The sequence below is a fragment of the Cytobacillus sp. QJM3NY_8 genome (assembly GCF_056173585.1).
Map to the genome: position 1 here is coordinate 377,669 of NZ_CM149681.1, position 18,885 is coordinate 396,553.

Below are 18,885 nucleotides of genomic sequence, written 5' to 3' on the forward strand. Positions count from 1 at the left end.
AAAATTTTTATCCGCAGAAATTAACGATACAGATAATTTGTACACATTTAACTCAAAAAAGCTGACTTCCCAATGAGGAGTCAGCTTTTTCCGTTATTAAAAGATTTTCCTGCCTTTTTTGGACAGTGCATAATAAATGCCGTGCTGCAGGTTTGTGAAGCAGTTAAATTTAGAAAGGTTAAAATTAGTTTCCGTAATCTTTGTGCCAAGTTCTGGTGAAATGCCAACCAGAATGGTTTCGGTGCCAATCAGGTTAGCTGCAGCGGCCAACTTGCTTAAGAATTCGACAGTGTAGGAACTGATGGACTGATTTAACCCGGTTAAGTCCAGGATCAGACAATCTGCCTGGTGCTTCGGAAGGCTGTGGAGAGTTTTATCCACGAGTTCTTCAGAGCGGAATTCATCGTATCTTCCCAATAGAGGGACAACAACGATTCCATCCAGGACTGGAATAACCGGTGAAGAGATTTCTTTAACAAGCTGCTTTAATTCAATCGTCCGGTCCTCCACTAATTTTTCAAGCTCGCTGATTTTTTTTGATTCCTCGCGCCTTGCCAAAGCGTGTATATTTTCCTCAACAGTAACGCTTGAAGGGAAGTAATCCAGCTCTGTATAATCCTGTCCGGCCAACTGGTCAGCTGCTTTTTTATACCAAAGGCTTGTGCCAAACACAGCGGAAAAGATTCCTGCAAAATGTCCCGGCAGGAATGTTCCAGACTCGTTTTTCCCTTGTTCTTTGTTAATCTTATATTCCCAGCTGTCAATTGCTCTGACCCTGGCGGTTTTCGCAGCGGGATCTAAATCAGTGATTATGAATTTTCCCCAGCCGGCAGAAGCATATATTCTGGGTATGATATTAGCCACTTCTTCTATCGGAAGTTTTAAATCCTTGAAGAATTCCCCTACTACCATTCCCTGCCTGAAGCCGGTGGTCTCAAGTACAAGGCTGGATGTTTCTTTTCCAGAGATCTCTTCAATCGTATCGAAGAAGCTTTTCATGGCAGATTTTATCCAAAATAGGACCGCATCATCGCCTTCAAAATTAAACAGACCTTTTTCAAGGTCCCAATTAAAATCAAAACCATCAATTTTTGTTTCAAGCACTAGGCTATTTTCTGTCATACCATTACCCCCTGATATTGATATGTATAGTTAAGTAACTTTTTATTTGTCTAGTAAGTAACCAATGTTATATACCCTTAACTTCAAACCTTAAACCTATTTTAGAATATTATCTGCGTCTATTTATATTCAATTTTTTTGACTTTTCATTTACATAAGCGTACATAATATCTTTCTCATTCAAATTGTTTTGCCGCAGCTGCTCTAAAAGCCAATCTTTAGTCTGTCCCAGCAGCTCGAGATTACGCGCCTGAATCCTCCCATCCACAATAACCGCAATAGGGAGGCCCTCATCCTGAATGGAGATATTTAAATGTTCGACGGTAACAGGCGTATTGGCCACTTTCGGTATGATGCTCACTTCACCGATAGGCTCAAGAATGGCGTAATCCACATCCGCAATTTTTGGATAGCCTTTGCTTCTTAGGATAGACAGCAGCTGAGTCATGGAAAGGTGGGATTTTTCCAGATTGTCTTCCAGGATTTCACCGTTTTTAATCAGCATTGTCGGTTCCCCAAGAAAAAATCGGTTGCCAATTTGGTTTAAAGTCAAATAGGAAAAGAGAATATGAAGGCCTACAAGAATCGCCAATGCTGCTAATGTCGGCCAGTATTCTGTGCTAATAAGAGGCTCAGAGGCAACTGTACCAACAATAATGATGGCGACGAGGTCGTAAGGAGTCATCTGGATAATTGTCGACTTGCCCATCAGTCTCATAATCATGATTGTGATTAAGTAAAGACTTAATATTTTTAAGATCAAAAACATATAGAAGCTCCTTTGACTGCACTTTTATTCAAAGGATTTGCTTAATGAACGGCTTTCATGTGAGAAAATAATAAAAAAAGCCCGAATGCAGGATCCGGGCTTCGATTAGGCTCGTTTTTTTTGGTCTCTTGGAGGGATGCGGTCATTTTTCAGGCGCTTATCATTGATTTTAGGCTCATTTTTATCAATGAAGTTTTTAATATTCGAACGGTGAAGGAAAATCAAAAATAATAGGAAAATAGAAAAGATAAGTTCATGTTCAGTGCCTTCGGTAAATAAGGAATAGATAAGTAAAGATGCACCCACCGATAAAGAGCCAAAAAATACATACTTCGTTCTGTAAATGACTGCGACAAAACAAATGTAGGCGATCAAAAACATCCATATATTTGCTAAAAGCAATACACCTGCCGTGGTTGCAATGGCTTTTCCTCCGCGGAATCCTGCAAAGATCGGAAAGCAGTGGCCTGCTACTGCAACCATCCCAGCCATTAACGGATCGGTCTCAGCGTTCAGGATGACAGGCAATGCTGCAGCTGCTGCTCCCTTACCCACATCCACCAGCAGAACCACGATAGCTGCTTTTTTGCCCAGTACCCTTAGTGTATTAGTCGCACCAGGATTATTGCTGCCATGATCACGGATGTCGATCCCAAAGGCATATTTGCCGATCAATAAGGCTGTAGGAATTGATCCTATCAGGTACGCTGCCAAGTAAATAAGAAATGTCATCGTAACCATCCTTTTTCAATCAATATATTCAATAATGGTTTAGAGTTGTCCATTATTTAAAAATATGTTCACTGCCCTCCTCTTTGAAGTCATCGCTTACAGTTTACCATATAATGGTTTTGTTCGAAGCGGGAAATTAATCATTATTTTAATATTAAGCGATGAAAAAATATGGAAATAAAAGCTTTTTGGGGGAGATTTTTATAAAAAATGTATTGAATTATTCAATTCTCTCGATTATGATTGTTTCGGCACTCAAAAAGAAAGAATGTAATCCGAATAGATATAAGGGAAGCTGATATAACCCAGGATTTATACGATCGGCAATACCCAGCAGGATATTCTCATGCTCCCGGACGCTACGCTGTCAGGAACATTGGAAGGAGATGATTTTTCATGGATCATTTTTCATTGGAAGAATGGCGGAAATATGTGAAAAATGTGCTGTCAGAACCAGAACGTGAACTCTATGAAGATCATCTCTATATATGTGATCAATGCCTGGAAGTATACCTCGAAGCAATGGACGAGGAGGAAAATTCCCTGCCGGAAATGCCGGGGGAAGATGAGTTTACCAATCTTATTATGGCTCAAATTACAGGAGGATTTTCGGAAGAAGCGGACAAGGAACACAAAGAACTTCCCAATAAAGAATCCTGGTTTGAGCGCTGGTTTCCCATTGCATTTGCCTGCTTTATGCTGATTGGGGGATTAGTAACAATGTACCGGGATAAAAACCAAATAGATCAGGATTAACTCTTAACGGACAGTTAGGAGTTTTTTTGTGTGCGAAAAGTTTGAAAATTCATTTAAAAATCCTTACAATAAAAAGACTAATCAGTTTATTTTAAAAGATAAGAATATGCTTGGGGAGTGAGAAATATGGGAAGAAGGCGGGTTCCGCAGGAGATGCAAAAAAAGAGCAAGAGCGTCCATCTTGAGCAATGGATCTGGGACTTGGCAGCGCAGATGCAGCCATGCCGTTCAGCAGCTATCAGAGATTTATTTCTCGCTAAAGTGAAAGAAGACCTGGTAATGGCCGGATTGGCGGAGAAAAATACAGAAATCACGAGTGAACATGCCAGCCTTTATATAGAAGAAGTTCTGAAAAGAAGTGACATCAGTCAAAAGTGCTGCTGATGTTTAATGCGCGGGAATAATTTTCTCAGAGACTAAACAAATACAATGGAGGGACAGACTTGTCGCCTATCGTATCAGAGGAATATAAGCGGAAGAAAAAGAAAGAGATCCTGGCGGGTGCATTGGCCTGCTTTGCCAAAAAGGGATTTCAGGCAGCGACCATTGATGACATTGTCGCTTATTCAGGAATCAGCAAGGGAGCTATCTATAATTATTTTAAAAGCAAGGAAGAAATCTATCTGGAGCTTTTGAATGAGCAGACAGAATCAGCTAATGCAAGACTTGCAGAGAACATTTCCAAGTTCTCTTCTGCGGAAGAGAAACTGGAATATCTTTTTGATTTGTATAGGGATATGAGCCCATTCAGCCAGGAACGAAAAGATAGAATTACTGTTCAGCTGGAATTTACGCTGCATTCCTCCAGAGATGAGAACTTGAATCGAATTCTGAACGAGCGAGGAAAGAAGTTCTTTTTGAAATTGATAACAGACATTATGGAGGAAGGGCAGGCTGCCGGGGAATTCCGTCCGGATACAGATCCAAGCCATGTATCGGGATTATTCTGGACTTTTATGGACGGGGCAATGCTTCACAGGGTAATTAATGAAGAGTATCCATATAAAACCATTATTGACTATGTTAAGAGCCTTGTTTTGCAGGACCTGAAACAGGAATAATGCTCAATTGCATCCTGCTTAATGCGATTTCAGTTACATCTCCAAGAAATATAACTTAATTACGATACTTTTTTGCCTAATGAGGGTATAATTCATTTGTGCATCTGACCACTTGTGAAAATAGCGGGAAGTGAATAGAATAGAAACGGATGGCAGTGAATAATTGCTAAGCCGTGGACTATTCGCTATGATGTAAAAAGATGGAATAATATATAAGGATTAAGTTTAGATATTTCAATAATAGGATGATGGCTATGAAAAGAGCAAGAATTATTTATAATCCGACTTCAGGCCGGGAAATTTTTAAAAGACATTTAGCAGAGGTTCTGCAAAAGCTGGAGAGTGCAGGATATGAAACCTCATGCCATGCCACCACAGGTGAAGGAGATGCGATTAAAGCTGCACGGGCAGCTGTTGAACGCCGCTTCGATCTGGTTATTGCAGCAGGCGGCGACGGTACGATTAACGAGGTGGTAAACGGACTCGCTGAACAGGATTACCGTCCTCGCCTCGGCATTATTCCAACGGGCACAACCAATGATTTTGCCCGTGCGCTCCATATTCCAAGAGATGTGGATGCGGCTGCTGAAATCATTGTAAAAGGAGATACCATACCTGTCGATATTGGCCGCATAAATGATAAATATTTTATTAATATTGCTGGTGGCGGAAGGCTGACAGAGCTGACTTACGAGGTGCCAAGCAAGCTGAAAACCATGATTGGCCAGCTTGCCTATTATCTAAAGGGAATTGAAATGCTTCCTTCCATCCGTTCAACCGAAGTAAGCATCGAGTTTGACGGGAAAATCTTTGAAGGTGAAGTTATGCTTTTCCTTGTCGGCCTGACAAATTCAGTCGGCGGTTTTGAAAAGCTGGCGCCGGATTCCTGTATAAATGACGGGCTATTCTCTCTGCTGATATTAAAGAAAACCAATCTTGCTGATTTTATCCGGATCGCGACAATGGCTGTCCGGGGTGAGCATGTAAAAGATCCGAACGTCATCTATACACAGGCAAACCGCATCAAAGTACAGTCCAATGAAAAAGTCCAGCTCAATCTGGACGGTGAATTTGGCGGGCTGCTTCCTGCTGAATTCGTAAACCTGTACAGGCATTTGGAAGTATTTGTCCCAATTGATCAGATTCGTGAAGAAGACCGCCCGACCGATTGGGAAAGTTCCCGCGAATAATAGGAAGTCCGCTCTCTTACAGGGCGGGCTTTTATTTTGCAAAACACATGAATTTGTGAACGATGCAATTAGAATAGTATTACTGCAATTAGAAGGGTGATTCTGCAAACAGACAGGGTAAGCTTACAAATAGACTGGAAAATATGCTAATAGAGTGGAGGGTTTTTCAAATAGGCATGATAAAGGGTATACAGGTTCAAAATCCGCACCATATCTATTTCGTATTCACCCCTTTTTTGTGATACAATCTGTCTAGTCAAATAGGTCACGGAATTAAGCTGAAAAGGAAGAAAATGATGAGCAGAACATTACCGGTTCAAAAAAATGATTATATAGATGTTATATTTGAGGATTTGACCCATGAAGGGGCAGGAGTTGCAAAGGTGGATGGTTATCCTCTATTTGTTCCGGATGGGCTTCCCGGTGAGAGAGCAAAGGTAAAAGTGATTAAGGTGAATAAGGGATATGGCTTTGGGCGCCTGATCGAGACATATGAAAGAAGCCCATACCGAGTAGAAGCTCCCTGCCCGATTTATAAGGAGTGCGGCGGATGTCAGCTGCAGCACCTGAGCTATGAAGGCCAGCTTCTCGCCAAGGAAAAACAGGTCAGAGATGTTCTGGAAAGAATCGGAAAACTTGAGGGCGTCAAGGTGCATCCGGTTCTCGGCATGAAGGACCCTTGGCGTTACAGAAATAAAGCGCAGGTTCCGATTGGCGAGCAGGAGGGCGGCCTGATCGGCGGATTTTACCAGCAGCGTACCCACCAGATCATCGATATGAAGGAATGTCTCATCCAGCAGGAAAAAAATGATGAGGTTGTACAAAAGGTAAAGGAAATTTGCGGACGCTATGGTGTCCGTGCTTATGATGAAGGCAGGCATAAAGGCGAGCTCCGCCACGTGATGGCGCGCTATGGGCTTGTGACAGGCGAAGTGATGATTGTCCTTGTCACAAGGACGAACGAGCTCCCGCATAAGCAAAGGATTGTGGAAGAGATTGCATCAAGCATTGAAGGTGTTAAATCCATCGTCCATAATGTGAATCCCAGGAAGACGAATGTGATCATGGGAGATGTCACACGAGTCCTCTGGGGTGAAGAAGTGATCTATGATTTTATTGGCGATATCAAATTTGCGATTTCCGCCCGCTCCTTTTATCAGGTGAACCCGGAGCAAACGAAAGTTTTATATGATAAAGCACTGGAATATGCGAATTTGAGCGGAGAAGAACAGGTTATCGATGCGTACTGCGGAATTGGCACCATTTCTCTTTTTCTGGCACAGAAAGCAAAAGAAGTGTTCGGCGTTGAAATCGTGCCGGAAGCCATTGAGGATGCGAAGCGGAATGCTGATTTAAATGGCATGACAAATGCTTCATTTGCAGTCGGGAAAGCAGAAGAAGTAATCCCTGACTGGTATAAAAAGGGGAACACCGCAGATGTGCTTGTCGTTGACCCGCCGCGAAAAGGCTGTGATGAAGCTCTGCTGAAAACCATTTTAAGCATGAAGCCAAAGAAAGTCGTCTATGTATCCTGCAACCCGGGAACGCTTGCAAGGGATCTTCGTATTCTGGAGGATGGCGGATACAGGACAATCGAAGTGCAGCCGGTGGACATGTTCCCTCAGACTATGCATTGTGAAGCAGTCGCTGGATTAGAATGGAAAGAGGGCAGCTGACCTATTGGGAAGCTGCTTTTTTAGGTTCTCTCAAGAATTCCCCTGCTTTTTTTCTTATAATTCTGTAAAATATAGTTTATAGAGTTATTAAATGGGGTGAGCTAATTGGTCAATGATTTCCCGATACTTGGCAATGATGGTGAGTCGATTTATTCCAATCCTGATGAATTACTCGATTTGTTCCTGAACTGCACTGCAGATGGGGTTGCCATCATTGATATGGAGAACCGTTTTATAAGGGTAAATCATATGTATACGGTGATTTTTGGCTATACCGAAGCGCAAGTTATTGGCAGAAAGTTTACCGAGTTTCAGAACCCTGAAGAAGTGAAGGAGATTATAAAACTGGTCAAGCTTGGGAAAGTATACAGCAATGTGATCACACAGCGCTATCATCAGGATGGTTCGGTTCTGGATATATCGGTTTCGTATTCTCCCTTCAGAAATTCCAAGGGCAAAATCATCGCCGTTTTGGCTATCTTCCGGGATATGACAGAGTTTAAAAGCATGGAGAGGGAATTAAGAAAAACCAGGGAACTGTACGATTTGATTACGATGAATACGACAGATATGATCAAAGTATTCACAAAGGATCAAACGTTGATCTATGCATCCCCATCTCATAGAAAAGTTTTGGGTTATTCGCCGGTGCAGCTTGTTGGGAAGACCTGCGGCACTGTCATAAACTCTGAGGAAGAGAGAGAAAAGTTTAGCAAGGTATGTCAAAAGCTGCTGGAAACGGGTGAGCCTCAGCTGCTTGAAACAAAGATGGATACCATTAATGGCGAAATCGTTTTCGTTGAGGCAAGCATTTCTCCTATATTAAACGATAAAGGAGAGATTGAATTATTTGTGGCAGTAGGCAGAAACATAACAGACAGAGTTAATAATGATGCGGCTTTGCGTAATTTGGACCGCCTTTCCATTATCGGACAGCTTGCAGCAGGGGTTGCACACGAGATCAGAAATCCGCTGACCTCTTTAAAAGGTTTCTCAAAACTGCTCCAATCCAGCGTTAATCAGGAAAAACAGGATGATTATTTATCCATTATTATGGAAGAGCTTGATCGGATTGATATCATTGTCAATGAGTTCATGTCCCTGGCAAAACCCCAGGCAATTGAGTTTGAGAAAGGGAGCTTAATGTCCATTCTTGAAAGTACGATTAATGTACTTCATCCGCAGGCACTGCTTCACAATGTTCAAATCCATCTCAATCATTTTGAGAATGATATCATGCTATTATGCTCACCTCCCCAGCTGAAGCAAGTGTTTGTCAACTTTTTAAAAAATGCGATTGAAGCTATGCCAAATGGCGGAAATGTATATATTAGTGCTGAAAGAATAGAGAGCAGACGTGTAAGGATTGCTTTTGAAGATGAAGGAGCAGGCATTGATGGTGAAATGCTGAAGTATCTTGGGACCCCTTTTTATACGACAAAAGATAAAGGAATCGGTTTGGGGCTCACAGTCAGCAATAAGATTATTCAGGAGCATCAAGGTTTGATGGCCATTGAAAGTGTTATAGGCAAAGGCACTACGGTGATGGTGGAATTGGATTGTATATAGTGTGTACAGCTCATCTCTTTAGGGGTGGGTTTTTTATTTTCAAAAATAAAATACTGCCTTGCAGCACATGCAAGGCAGTATTTTTAATCTAAAGCATCTTTTAGAACTTCACCCTCCAAGAAGTCCGGAGCTGGTATGTCCAGCAGCTTATAGACAGTTGGGGCAATATCCAGTGTGGTAATCGAGCTAATCCGGTGTTCCTTTTTAAAAGAAGGGCCGTGTGCAAAGAAAACGGCCCTGAGTTCTTTCCGATCAGGATTGCCTCCGTGGCTGCCGAGTTCAATGGCCGGCATATGGGGGCTTGTTAGGCTGCTGCCCATCATATAGCCCCTTGAGCCAATCAGCAAAATGTCTCCCTGGTTAGGATGCTTATTCTCTTTTTTATTTCCATAGGCAATTTGATAAGGTTTTTCTTCCTTTCTAAAAAGGTAATGGAAAAATTGCTTCGCTGCTTGATTAAAATGGCTGACCTGCCCTTGCACAATGGAATCACCTGCTTCACCTAAATACCCCTTAAGGACTTTCGTCTGGAATTTCGGCTTGATTTTATACTCGCTAAAGAGTTTCTCTACTTGGTCTGCTGCCTTTTCCTTCTCTTTCTTAGTGAGGTTCTCATTCAGATAAATTTGTGCAGCTGACCCGCTGGCCACAGCCATTGCTTTGGAGTACTCCTCATCCACTTTGCCTTTATTATCTGTCTTTAAGAGGCCGGCTTCTTTCAAAAGAGTGTTTGGGGCAAGGATGGTGTGAACTGGCTCCATGCCGTGGTCGGATACAATAAGAAGGTGGTCTTCTCCGTTAAGGCTATCCATCGTCTGTCCAACGACATTATCGGAAAGCTTGTATGCCCATTCAATGTATTTTTTATGTTTTTGAGAATTTTCCTCTGAATACCCAGGCTGCCGTGGATCTGTCAGCAGAAAGTGATGTGATTCATGATCTATTTGAGGTGTATAAAACATCAGCAAATCCGGCTGGTATTCTTCTTTAATATAAAGAGACACATCAGTTGCCCAGCTGACAAAACGTGAACTGATTTCTTCGTACTCTTCTCTAGTAATCCACTTTTTTTCAAAGGCCTTTGTATCATCCTGAACGGGAAAAAAGCCGAATTTTGAAATCAGCTCCTCTTCAAATCCGTCGGGACCTTCAATGAGGGCTGACGTAACGGCTGTCCGGTAAATGCTTGCTTTCTCAAGGCCAGGGTCAATTTTCAGCTTAAACCAGAATCCTGCAGATTCGCCATCAGCTTCGACAGGAATTGACCCCCATTCGTTGGCATTGACAATGACATCTTTGGGGTCTGCCGAACGATTTTCCGAAAAAATGAAGCGGTTATAGTTGGTCTTTCCATCATCTGAAGTGTCTAAAGCCAGTATATAAATTTCTTTATTCTTTGCTTTTTTTAATGGCAGCTTCAATATAGCTTCCTTTAAAGGGCTAAAGCTGCTTTCTGTGTGCTTCCAGCTCTCTGCTTTTTTGAACTGAAGCTTATCCAGGGAACTTTCTGCCCAGGTTTCGCCATAATAAACTGCGTAATCAGCCTGTGTTCCTGCACTGGGGTTTGATCCGGGAAACAGCACTGTGGCAGTTGTTTTGCCATTTTTTTTTGCCTCTGCCCAAAGCGGGCTTTTATCGAGCGGCTGATGGAAGGCGCTTTCTCCATTTGCCAATTCTTTTTGGGGATCCTGCCACTTATTGCTGACCATGCCGGTTTCCGACGGGGCTGCTCCTGATGCAATTGCCGCATGAGATGGGGCGGTCAGCGATGGGGTTACGGTTTTGGAATCCTTGGCGGCCACTCCATTCTTCATGAGTGCTTTAATGTGGGGAAGCTTGCCTTTCTTTACATACTCTTTTGTCAGGTCATTTCTCATTCCATCAAATGAAATCAGCACAACCTTGTTTTCCTGTTCAACCCGATCCTCTGCATATCCAGAGGAAGGAAATACAATCGCTCCTATAAAAAAAATAATTATATAAAAATAGTACTTATTCATTATGTTTCCTCCAAGGTGTAAGTAAATTGGTACAAGAGCATATTCCCTGTATTTCTTATAAATAAACCAAAAATCGTCTTTCTGCTGCTAGGGGCACTTAATTGAATGGCAGGAAGAAGGAAGATATGCAGATGCCAAATATACTGACTCCCCCATATTAGCTGATTCAATAGAATCAATAATATTTTTCCAGTCCCGAAAAGGTAGACTGGGAGTTTCCGAATCGATATTTTTAGAGTAGTCTGCAAAATTCGACAGAAATAAATTAGGGATATGGAGGAAAGTATATGGCAATTATAAAAAGTTCATATGGAAAAAGAGCTTTATTAAAAGGGACTGCTGCTGCAGCTATTTTTGCAGGAGGAATCATGTCACCATTAATTCCAGGCTTTTCAAACGAAGCAGTGGCAGAAGCGGCTTCCTATACTTACACAGTGGATGCAACCAGTCTGAATGTCCGTTCAGGCCCCGGAACAAATTACGATCGGATCGGCAGTCTGCCCCAAGGCAGCAGTATACAAGCAATCGAACGCCTTGCCAGCGGCTGGTATAAAATTAACTATAATGGAAAAACAGGCTATGTCAGCGGCCAATACGTCAAAACAAATGAAAAACTTTACCGGGTGGATGCAACATCATTAAATGTCCGAAAAGGTCCGGGATTAAATTACAGCAGTGTCGGCCTTTTAAAAAACGGATCATTATTAATTGTCATACATAAGGAAAGCAACGGCTGGTATAAAATTTCCTACAACGGCAGCACAGGGTATGTAAGCGGTGATTATGTGACAGCTGGTGATCCCCGTCAAGCAAGGATCAATGTACCGCTCATTGCCCAGCGGCCGGAGCTGCCAAGCGGATGTGAAGTAACTTCTCTTGCCATGGCATTGAAATTTTATGGAGTGAATGTAAGCAAAACAACACTTGCAAAAGAAATGCCATATGACTCAACCAAGCTGGTAAGAAATGCGGATGGTTCTATTAAAACCTGGGGGGATCCTGATGTCGGGTTTGTCGGAACACCTTTTGGCAACGGCCATACGATAAACCCGGGACCGCTGAAAAAGCTGCTTGATCAGTATCGTCGAGGCGGTGTAAATCTGACCGGAAAAGATTTTTCAGAAATAGAAAAGGCTGTTTCAGAGGGTAATCCTGTTTTGGCATGGTTTACAATCAGCCATGAAATGCCGAATAATAGAAGCTGGAAAACGCCTGCCGGCAAAACGATCAGTGCACCGACACCATTGCACTGCATTGTCGTAACCGGTGTGGATGCAGATTATGTTTACTTTAATGACAGTGAAGCAGTTCAGAAAGATGTGAAAATGCCTAAGGAGAAGTTCATTAAGATCTACGATGCCATGGGCAAGCGTGCATTGGCTGTAAAATAGCCTGAAAGCATCTGCGGGAAATTTCCGCAGGTGCTTTTTTTGCAGGGAAATATACGTCTCAGGTCTTAGCAAGGATTACTTTTGTGGTCTATGGCGGGCAATCGTGTTATTTTGTATCGTATAACTTGAGAAGTTTTTTAAAAGTGTTTTAATAGATTTAAGGATGTACGCCATTTTTTGCTTTATAGCTCGCACCTGCCCCCTTGAGGGGTCCGGTGGTGGGAACCAAGTCAAAGCCTCCTTGGATGTTCTTCGCAAGAACAAGCGGAGTTGACTTGTTCCGAAGGTGCTCGCGATTTTCTTGCTGAAATATGTCTGTGGATGAAACTTTAGGTTTATAAATAACGTATAAATAAGTAGGACTATGAGTAGGAGTCGATAAATATGAATTCCTTTTTAGCATTTGCTTTTCGTTTGCTGACGGCTGTTCCTTTGTCTGTCAGCGTTTGGCTGGCTAGTTACTTTGCATTCGGGCAAACTTTCATTTTGTCAGGGATATATGGAGCCGGAGCCGGGCTTCTTACTTATTGGGCAGGGGGATTGATTCAGCGCCGCCGCTTTTTGAAAAAGCATGGATTGACGAAAAGGGAATACCAATACATTAAGCGAAATCTTGATGAGGCGCGCCGCAAGATAACCCGTTTGCATAAAGCGATGTTCTCGATTCGGCATTTCCCGACGCTGAAGCAGAGGATGGAGTTCATGAGGGTGACGAGAAGGATTTACAGACTGACCAGGAGTGAGCCGAAACGTTTTTACCAGGCCGAGAAGTTTTACTTTTCTCATCTGGATTCCGCAGTGGAGCTGGCGGAAAAGTATGTCTTTCTGTCTTCCCAGCCGAGAAAATCCCGTGAACTGGATCAGTCCCTCCAGGAGACCAGACGTACACTCGATGCACTTACCCATCATGTGGAGGAAGATCTTCACAGGGTTATAGCTGAAGATATTGATCAGCTTCATCTTGAAATTGATGTTGCCAAGAATTCGATTGAGAAGATAAAAGATTCAAGAATTCATGATGAAAGCAGGAGATTAAAATGACTGAAGATAAACCGTCCCTGTTAAAAAACACTAATTTATTGGATGATCTGATGGCAGATCCTTTTGGGGAAAAGCAGGATGCAGCTCCCTCGCCATTGCAATCGGAAAAGCGGACAAGGCTGATCGATGTGATTCCGGAAGAAAACCGGGAAAAAGCCTATCAGCTTGCAAAGCAAATCGATCCTGCCAATCACCAGGCGATGATCTCATACGGAACACCGGCTCAATCAAAGCTGCTGACGTTTTCTCATACAATGCTTGAGCATGTTCAGAAAAAAGATGTTGGTGAAGTGGGAACAATCATCAATGATCTGATGAAGAAATTCAATGATGTGAATCCGGATGAGCTGAAGCCGGAGAAATCAACCTTTTTTGCGCGTATGTTTGGAAAGATATCCGGCTCTGTTCAGGAGGTCTTATCCAAATACCAAAAAACAGGTGCTCAGATTGACCGCATCAGCGTCAAACTGGAAAGAAGCAAGAATGCACTTCTTTCCGACATTGTCATGTTAGATAAGCTATACGAAAATAATAAAGAGTATTTTCATGCTTTAAATGTATATATTGCAGCAGGTGAACTGAAGCTTGAAGAGCTTCATGAAAAGACGATTCCCGAGCTGAAGAAGAAGGCAGAAGAGTCGAATGACCAGATGAAGTTCCAGGAAGTGAACGATATGATGCAGTTTGCCGACCGCCTGGATAAGCGCCTTTATGACTTGAAGCTTAGCCGTGAAATAACGATTCAAAGCGCACCGCAGATCCGCCTTATACAGAATACCAATCAGGCATTGGTTGAGAAAATTCAGTCATCCATCATGACGGCTATCCCGCTTTGGAAAAACCAGGTGGCCATCGCCTTGACACTGCTTCGCCAGCGCCATGCTGTCGAAGCCCAGAAGAAGGTCTCGAAAACAACTAATGATCTTCTTTTGAAAAATGCCGAAATGCTGAAAATGAATACAATTGAAACAGCACGTGAGAATGAGCGGGGCCTTGTCGACATTGAAACGTTAAAGAAAACACAGGAGAACCTGATTTCCACTCTTGAAGAAACCCTTAGAATCCAGGAGGAGGGCCGCCATAAACGCCGGCAGGCAGAACACGACCTGGCCAATATGGAAAATGATTTGAGGCAGAAGCTGCTGGAGATTAAGGGGAAATAGCAGGGTTAAAAAAGAGCGATGTTCAATCAAACGTTTGATTGAACATCGCTCTTTACTGTTTAAACTGTTAATCCAGCCTCAGGGGCAGATGTATTTTTTCTTACTGGCAGCTTGATGACAGCTTCTGTTCCTTTCCCTTTTTTACTATTGAAATAAATGGAACCATTATGGGATTGGACAATTTTGAAACTGACTGTAAGTCCGAGGCCAGTTCCTTTCTCCTTGGATGAATAGAAAGGTTCACCAATCCTGTTAAGGCGTTCTTCCGACATGCCGCAGCCATTATCCTTAACCAGGATAGTCAGCTGCCGGTCTTCCGCCTGCAGCGTAACCGTTACTTTACCGCCATCACTTGATGCTTCAATGGCATTTTTTATTATATTAATAAATAGCTGCTTTAGCTGATTTGGTTCACATTCAATCATATACACATCCGATTTTAATAGAAATTCGATCTGGACATTGTGCATGCTGGCTTCTGTTTTTAAAAGCGAAATGACATTAAAAAGGATTTTCTGAACATCCGCTTTTGTAAAACAAATATCCTGAGGCTTGGCAAGGAGCAGCAGCTCGCCGACAATATGGTTGATCCGGTCCAGCTCCTCCTGCATGATCTGATAATAGAATTGATGCTTTTCATCTTCCAGCTGCATGAGCTGCACGAAGCCTTTTAAAGATGTCAGCGGATTTCTGATTTCATGCGCCACACTGGCAGACAGCTCTCCAACCACAGAAAGCTTTTCGGTGCGGCGCAGTCTTTCTTCAGCTTGCCGCAGCTTTGTCACATCTTTTCCATAGCCGATGATTCCGGCAATTTGACCGTTCACAATGAGCGGAAGTGCGGTGCATTGGATAGTGAGCTTGCTGCCATTTTTATGATTGAACTCAAATTCGCAGGTTTTGGGCTGTTTATCCTTAAGGATGCCTTTAAAGCCTTTAATGGCCTTCATTTTATAAGGAGCTGGTATGATTTCATTAATGCTCTTACCCAATGTCTCATCAGGACTGTATCCTGTTACCGCTTTGAATTGGGGATTTACTTTCGTGATGGTGCCATGAAGGTCTGTCATAAAGACAATTTCAGTATTATATTCAAACAAGGATTTATATTGCTGCTGGCTTTCGGCAAGAAGCTTTTCCACATGCTTTCTTTCTGTAATATCTCTGCCGATTATGACGAGACCCTGACGGCTTCCATCTGCATGGAAGAGCGGTACCTTAATCGTATCAAACGTTTTTTCTGTTCCGTCCTGCAATGGGATGACTTCTTCCAGACGGGTAATTTTGCCGTTTTTCCAGGCTTCCTCATCTGATGTTTCACAGTAGCGCAGTGCGTCTGCATAAAAATCTGTGTACTCGGCCAGTTCAGAATCCCTTTTGCCTTTATAATCGACATTTTCAAGATTGAACAATTTGAGTCCAAATTCATTGGACTCGATCCAGCGGCCATGGCCGTCTTTGAAATTGACAAAATCCACCATGGAGTTAATTAAAGTGGAAAGACGTTTTTCATCTTCCCTTGAGGCAATAAGCTCATCTCTTTTGCCAATAAAATAATAGAGCAGCCAGCCTGTAACGATAATGTACAGAAACTCTTTTGCTCTAAAAAGGAAGCTGACAAGAGAAGAGGGCTCCAGCATATGCAAAAGGTAGTTCGTTCCGAATACCCAAATAAGGCTGATGATCACATATAAGCCCAATAACCATTTTTTATTCATTAGCTTATATTTCTCCTGTTCTCTATCTGGCTGAAAAAAGAGCTGGAATTCAGTCAAATAGTATTTTTTCGCTGTATAATAAAAGAATATAAGTTGCATATACAAATTATTTACAGTTTCTATTCTATATGATTTTAGTAGAGTCTTCTAGTGCCTAGAAAATAGTAAAACCATATTATAAGGGAATTAGAAAGGGAAGAACAAGCATGTATCTTACCATTAAAGAAACCGCAGAATATTTATCTTACCCTGAGTCATATGTAGAAAGCTTGATTCAGCAAAAGAAAATACGCACCATTTATGATGGAGAACAGTATTTAATATATAAGGAACAATTTAGTGCCCATATAAAGCAGGTGGAAAAATACAGGGAGCTGGTGGAAGAAATACTAAATGAGCCGATACCGGAGGATCGGGATATCAAAGATGAAGATTAAATTGGACAATTTTCCTGAAATCACATTATTTTACAATTATTATTAAATTAGATAACATATAAGTAAATAATGTGTTGAAGGAGGAAGTATGGATGTTTGATATCTTAATTGTAGGTGCAGGCCCTGCTGGTGCAAGTGCTGCGCTATTTGCTGCAAAAGCGGGCAAGAAGGTAGTGGTTGTGGACAATGATAAAAGCATGACTAAACGTGCCTGGGTAGAAAATCATTATGGCCTTATGGAAATTACTGGACCGGAACTGATTGAAACAGGCAAAAAGCAAGCAGCTAAGTTTGGGGCAGAGATCGCAGAAGGAACTGTTGATAACATTGAAAAAGCTGAAGGAATTTTTACAATAACAGCAGGAGAAAAATCGTACTCAGCGAAGCATGTGATTTTAGCAGCTGGCGTATCTACTGATTTAGCAGAAAAAGCCGGTTTGAAGACTAAAGCAGGCACCGAGCCGCGCATTAAAACGGTTCTGGATGTAGATGCTGACGGCAAGACGAATGTCGATGGCATTTGGGCAGCCGGAACCGTTGCAGGAGTTAGCGTCCATACAATCATTACAGCTGGAGACGGTGCAAAAGTTGCAATTAACGTAATCAGTGAATTGAACGGCGAGCGCTATGTGGACCACGATATAATGAAATAAAGAAGGAAAGAAGGCGTACCTGGGGTAGGGCAGCCTTCTTTTTTTGTCTATTTTTCCTATTAGATATTTACTAATATTGACAATATACCCAAAATATAGATGATTGTACCTACTGTACTCTAGTATCTTGTACCCTTATAAGAGTTTTCGAAACATTATAAAATTTAATGAGCGGAATCTATTATTCTATTGGAGGTACTAGATGAGAAAACCAATTTTAAAAGTGGCATTAGCTTCGACTCTTATCTTTGGAGCTATTGGGACACAGGCAGTTTTTGCACATCCGTCAGACGTTAAACAGACTCAGCCTGTAAATGTATTCGACAAGAAGGTAGTCAATCAAATTAATGCAGAGAATATCTATAATAATATTGATTATCTTTCACAAACCCCGCGTGTAGCCGGTACGGAATCGGAGTATAACGCTGTTCAGTATATTAAAAGCCAATTCGAATCCTATGGCTATGAAACAGAGATTCAGCCATTCACTTTTTATGGATATACTCCTCCGAGCAGTATGGAAGTGACTATTGATGGCTATGGAGGAGAACTGCAGCCAAGATCCTTTACCTATTCAGTCAATGGGGATGTGAGCGGGGAGCTGGCATTTGCTGGGCTAGGCACACAGGAAGAACTGGAAGGCGTTGATCTCACAGGCAAAATTGCTCTTATCCAGCGCGGTTCCATTTCTTTTGCCGAGAAAGTTTTAAATGCAGCAGAAAAAGGGGCTGCCGGAGTAGTTATTTTTAATAATGCAGAGGGTCCATTAAGCGGTACGCTTGGAGCTCATAATGAAGAATATGTTCCGGCGTTAGCCCTGTCAAAAGCAGAAGGTGAGGCAATTCTTGCATTGCTGGAGAGCGGTGAAACTTTATCAGCATCCCTATCCATTGAAGGTGCGGATGCAGGAGAAAAGGTTTCCCACAACGTGATTGCCACAAAGAAACCAACCAACAATAAGAAAGCAAACGATGACATTATTGTGGTTGGGTCACACCATGATTCTGTAGCAGGGGCTCCTGGAGCGAATGATGATGCTTCCGGAACAGCGATGACATTAGAGCTGGCACGCGTATTCAAGGATATTCCGACAGATACGGAGATCCGCTTTGCAACATTCGGTGCAGAAGAGCTGGGATTGATTGGATCTTATCATTATGTTGACAGTCTTTCTGACGACGAAATCAGCAGAACCATTGCAAACTTTAATCTTGATATGGTGGGAAGCAAGGATGCAGGTGATTTAGTAATGATGACTTTGGATGGAGAAGAAAATCTTGTAACAGAACTTTCTCAAGCATCCAGTGAAAGGCTGAACGGTGAGCCGACCCCAGTATACCAGGGAGGCAGAAGTGACCATGTGCCTTTTGCCGAAGCAGGCATTGCAGCCGCGTTATTCATTCACAGCCCAACTGAACCATGGTACCACTCTCCAGAAGACACAATTGATAAAATCAGCAAAGAAAAGCTTCAGGATGTAGCGGAGGTTGTAGGTGCTGCCATTTATGATAAGGCGCGTTTTGATAACATGGGCCCTAAACCGAAAAAGCAGCATAAAATGAAAGCAGCACCTGAAATGGTTCACGAGTTAGATGTAAAATAAGCAG

The 18,885-nt window shown here is 42.3% G+C and carries 17 protein-coding genes; 12 read left to right on the plus strand and 5 right to left on the minus strand.

Translation table 11 applies throughout. The features are described from left to right. Positions 1 to 96: 96 nt before the first annotated feature. The 3 genes from AC0VZ9_RS01995 to plsY form a co-directional block, all read right to left on the minus strand. The gene (locus tag AC0VZ9_RS01995; RefSeq protein WP_009335952.1) at positions 97 to 1,122 is read right to left on the minus strand and encodes an STAS domain-containing protein; all 1,026 of its coding nucleotides are present in this window, start codon (positions 1,120 to 1,122) and stop codon (positions 97 to 99) included. A 109-nt stretch (positions 1,123 to 1,231) separates the two neighbouring features. After that, positions 1,232 to 1,891: a DUF421 domain-containing protein gene (locus tag AC0VZ9_RS02000; protein ID WP_019380112.1), complete on the minus strand. Its 660-nt coding sequence runs from the start codon at positions 1,889 to 1,891 to the stop codon at positions 1,232 to 1,234. A gap of 105 nt (positions 1,892 to 1,996) precedes the next feature. Beyond that, positions 1,997 to 2,623: a glycerol-3-phosphate 1-O-acyltransferase PlsY gene (gene plsY / locus AC0VZ9_RS02005; protein WP_009335950.1), complete on the minus strand. Its 627-nt coding sequence runs from the start codon at positions 2,621 to 2,623 to the stop codon at positions 1,997 to 1,999. A gap of 396 nt (positions 2,624 to 3,019) precedes the next feature. On the opposite strand from plsY, the gene AC0VZ9_RS02010 reads away from it, so the two are divergent. The 6 genes from AC0VZ9_RS02010 to AC0VZ9_RS02035 all read left to right on the plus strand — a co-directional run bounded on the left by AC0VZ9_RS02010 (position 3,020) and on the right by AC0VZ9_RS02035 (position 8,875). Further along, positions 3,020 to 3,379 (plus strand): hypothetical protein, encoded by a 360-nt coding sequence (locus AC0VZ9_RS02010; protein ID WP_009335949.1) that lies wholly within the window; start codon positions 3,020 to 3,022, stop codon positions 3,377 to 3,379. A gap of 126 nt (positions 3,380 to 3,505) precedes the next feature. Beyond that, positions 3,506 to 3,763 (plus strand): hypothetical protein, encoded by a 258-nt coding sequence (locus AC0VZ9_RS02015; protein WP_009335948.1) that lies wholly within the window; start codon positions 3,506 to 3,508, stop codon positions 3,761 to 3,763. 59 nt (positions 3,764 to 3,822) lie between these two features. Further along, a complete protein-coding gene (locus tag AC0VZ9_RS02020; RefSeq protein ID WP_009335947.1) occupies positions 3,823 to 4,440 on the plus strand; it encodes a TetR/AcrR family transcriptional regulator in 618 nt (205 codons plus the stop codon). Between the two features lie 254 nt (positions 4,441 to 4,694). Continuing rightward, on the plus strand, positions 4,695 to 5,630 hold the full coding sequence (locus AC0VZ9_RS02025; RefSeq protein ID WP_251175362.1) for a diacylglycerol kinase: 936 nt from the start codon (positions 4,695 to 4,697) through the stop codon (positions 5,628 to 5,630). A gap of 296 nt (positions 5,631 to 5,926) precedes the next feature. Further along, positions 5,927 to 7,306 carry a 23S rRNA (uracil(1939)-C(5))-methyltransferase RlmD gene (gene rlmD / locus AC0VZ9_RS02030; protein ID WP_251175361.1) on the plus strand — a complete coding sequence of 460 codons (1,380 nt, stop codon included), beginning with the start codon at positions 5,927 to 5,929 and terminating at the stop codon, positions 7,304 to 7,306. A gap of 105 nt (positions 7,307 to 7,411) precedes the next feature. Then, a complete protein-coding gene (locus AC0VZ9_RS02035) occupies positions 7,412 to 8,875 on the plus strand; it encodes a PAS domain-containing sensor histidine kinase (protein ID WP_475396987.1) in 1,464 nt (487 codons plus the stop codon). Between the two features lie 83 nt (positions 8,876 to 8,958). Here the strand turns inward: AC0VZ9_RS02035 and AC0VZ9_RS02040 are convergent, their stop codons facing one another. Continuing rightward, the gene (locus AC0VZ9_RS02040; RefSeq protein WP_475396988.1) at positions 8,959 to 10,875 is read right to left on the minus strand and encodes an alkaline phosphatase family protein; all 1,917 of its coding nucleotides are present in this window, start codon (positions 10,873 to 10,875) and stop codon (positions 8,959 to 8,961) included. A gap of 287 nt (positions 10,876 to 11,162) precedes the next feature. Between AC0VZ9_RS02040 and AC0VZ9_RS02045 the strand changes: the two genes are divergently transcribed. The 3 genes from AC0VZ9_RS02045 to AC0VZ9_RS02055 all read left to right on the plus strand — a co-directional run bounded on the left by AC0VZ9_RS02045 (position 11,163) and on the right by AC0VZ9_RS02055 (position 14,470). Beyond that, a complete protein-coding gene (locus AC0VZ9_RS02045) occupies positions 11,163 to 12,266 on the plus strand; it encodes an SH3 domain-containing protein (RefSeq protein WP_251264839.1) in 1,104 nt (367 codons plus the stop codon). 384 nt (positions 12,267 to 12,650) lie between these two features. Beyond that, positions 12,651 to 13,307: a 5-bromo-4-chloroindolyl phosphate hydrolysis family protein gene (locus tag AC0VZ9_RS02050; protein WP_009335941.1), complete on the plus strand. Its 657-nt coding sequence runs from the start codon at positions 12,651 to 12,653 to the stop codon at positions 13,305 to 13,307. Continuing rightward, entirely contained in the window at positions 13,304 to 14,470 is a 1,167-nt protein-coding gene (locus AC0VZ9_RS02055; protein WP_251175359.1) for a toxic anion resistance protein, read from the plus strand. The genes AC0VZ9_RS02050 and AC0VZ9_RS02055 overlap by 4 nt, the downstream gene beginning before the upstream one ends. Positions 14,471 to 14,529: 59 nt before the next feature. On the opposite strand, the gene AC0VZ9_RS02060 is transcribed toward AC0VZ9_RS02055, so the two are convergent. Continuing rightward, the gene (locus AC0VZ9_RS02060) at positions 14,530 to 16,188 is read right to left on the minus strand and encodes a PAS domain-containing sensor histidine kinase (protein WP_009335939.1); all 1,659 of its coding nucleotides are present in this window, start codon (positions 16,186 to 16,188) and stop codon (positions 14,530 to 14,532) included. A gap of 206 nt (positions 16,189 to 16,394) precedes the next feature. Between AC0VZ9_RS02060 and AC0VZ9_RS02065 the strand changes: the two genes are divergently transcribed. The 3 genes from AC0VZ9_RS02065 (at position 16,395) to AC0VZ9_RS02075 (ending at position 18,881) form a co-directional block, all read left to right on the plus strand. Next, a complete protein-coding gene (locus AC0VZ9_RS02065; RefSeq protein WP_475396989.1) occupies positions 16,395 to 16,625 on the plus strand; it encodes an excisionase family DNA-binding protein in 231 nt (76 codons plus the stop codon). Positions 16,626 to 16,717: 92 nt separating this feature from the next. Beyond that, positions 16,718 to 17,278 (plus strand): FAD-dependent oxidoreductase, encoded by a 561-nt coding sequence (locus tag AC0VZ9_RS02070; protein WP_251175358.1) that lies wholly within the window; start codon positions 16,718 to 16,720, stop codon positions 17,276 to 17,278. A gap of 202 nt (positions 17,279 to 17,480) precedes the next feature. Then, entirely contained in the window at positions 17,481 to 18,881 is a 1,401-nt protein-coding gene (locus AC0VZ9_RS02075) for a M28 family peptidase (protein ID WP_009335936.1), read from the plus strand. Positions 18,882 to 18,885 lie beyond the last annotated feature (4 nt).

Coding starts and splice junctions, on each gene's coding strand:
- AC0VZ9_RS02065 (WP_475396989.1), top strand. CDS start 16,395: ATGTATCTTACCATTAAAGAAACCGCAGAATATTTATCTTACCCTGAG.
- AC0VZ9_RS02015 (WP_009335948.1), top strand. CDS start 3,506: ATGGGAAGAAGGCGGGTTCCGCAGGAGATGCAAAAAAAGAGCAAGAGC.
- AC0VZ9_RS01995 (WP_009335952.1), bottom strand. CDS start 1,122: ATGACAGAAAATAGCCTAGTGCTTGAAACAAAAATTGATGGTTTTGAT.
- AC0VZ9_RS02000 (WP_019380112.1), bottom strand. CDS start 1,891: ATGTTTTTGATCTTAAAAATATTAAGTCTTTACTTAATCACAATCATG.
- AC0VZ9_RS02040 (WP_475396988.1), bottom strand. CDS start 10,875: ATGAATAAGTACTATTTTTATATAATTATTTTTTTTATAGGAGCGATT.
- rlmD (WP_251175361.1), top strand. CDS start 5,927: ATGAGCAGAACATTACCGGTTCAAAAAAATGATTATATAGATGTTATA.
- AC0VZ9_RS02070 (WP_251175358.1), top strand. CDS start 16,718: ATGTTTGATATCTTAATTGTAGGTGCAGGCCCTGCTGGTGCAAGTGCT.
- AC0VZ9_RS02060 (WP_009335939.1), bottom strand. CDS start 16,188: ATGAATAAAAAATGGTTATTGGGCTTATATGTGATCATCAGCCTTATT.
- AC0VZ9_RS02055 (WP_251175359.1), top strand. CDS start 13,304: ATGACTGAAGATAAACCGTCCCTGTTAAAAAACACTAATTTATTGGAT.
- plsY (WP_009335950.1), bottom strand. CDS start 2,623: ATGACATTTCTTATTTACTTGGCAGCGTACCTGATAGGATCAATTCCT.
- AC0VZ9_RS02050 (WP_009335941.1), top strand. CDS start 12,651: ATGAATTCCTTTTTAGCATTTGCTTTTCGTTTGCTGACGGCTGTTCCT.
- AC0VZ9_RS02025 (WP_251175362.1), top strand. CDS start 4,695: ATGAAAAGAGCAAGAATTATTTATAATCCGACTTCAGGCCGGGAAATT.
- AC0VZ9_RS02075 (WP_009335936.1), top strand. CDS start 17,481: ATGAGAAAACCAATTTTAAAAGTGGCATTAGCTTCGACTCTTATCTTT.
- AC0VZ9_RS02010 (WP_009335949.1), top strand. CDS start 3,020: ATGGATCATTTTTCATTGGAAGAATGGCGGAAATATGTGAAAAATGTG.
- AC0VZ9_RS02045 (WP_251264839.1), top strand. CDS start 11,163: ATGGCAATTATAAAAAGTTCATATGGAAAAAGAGCTTTATTAAAAGGG.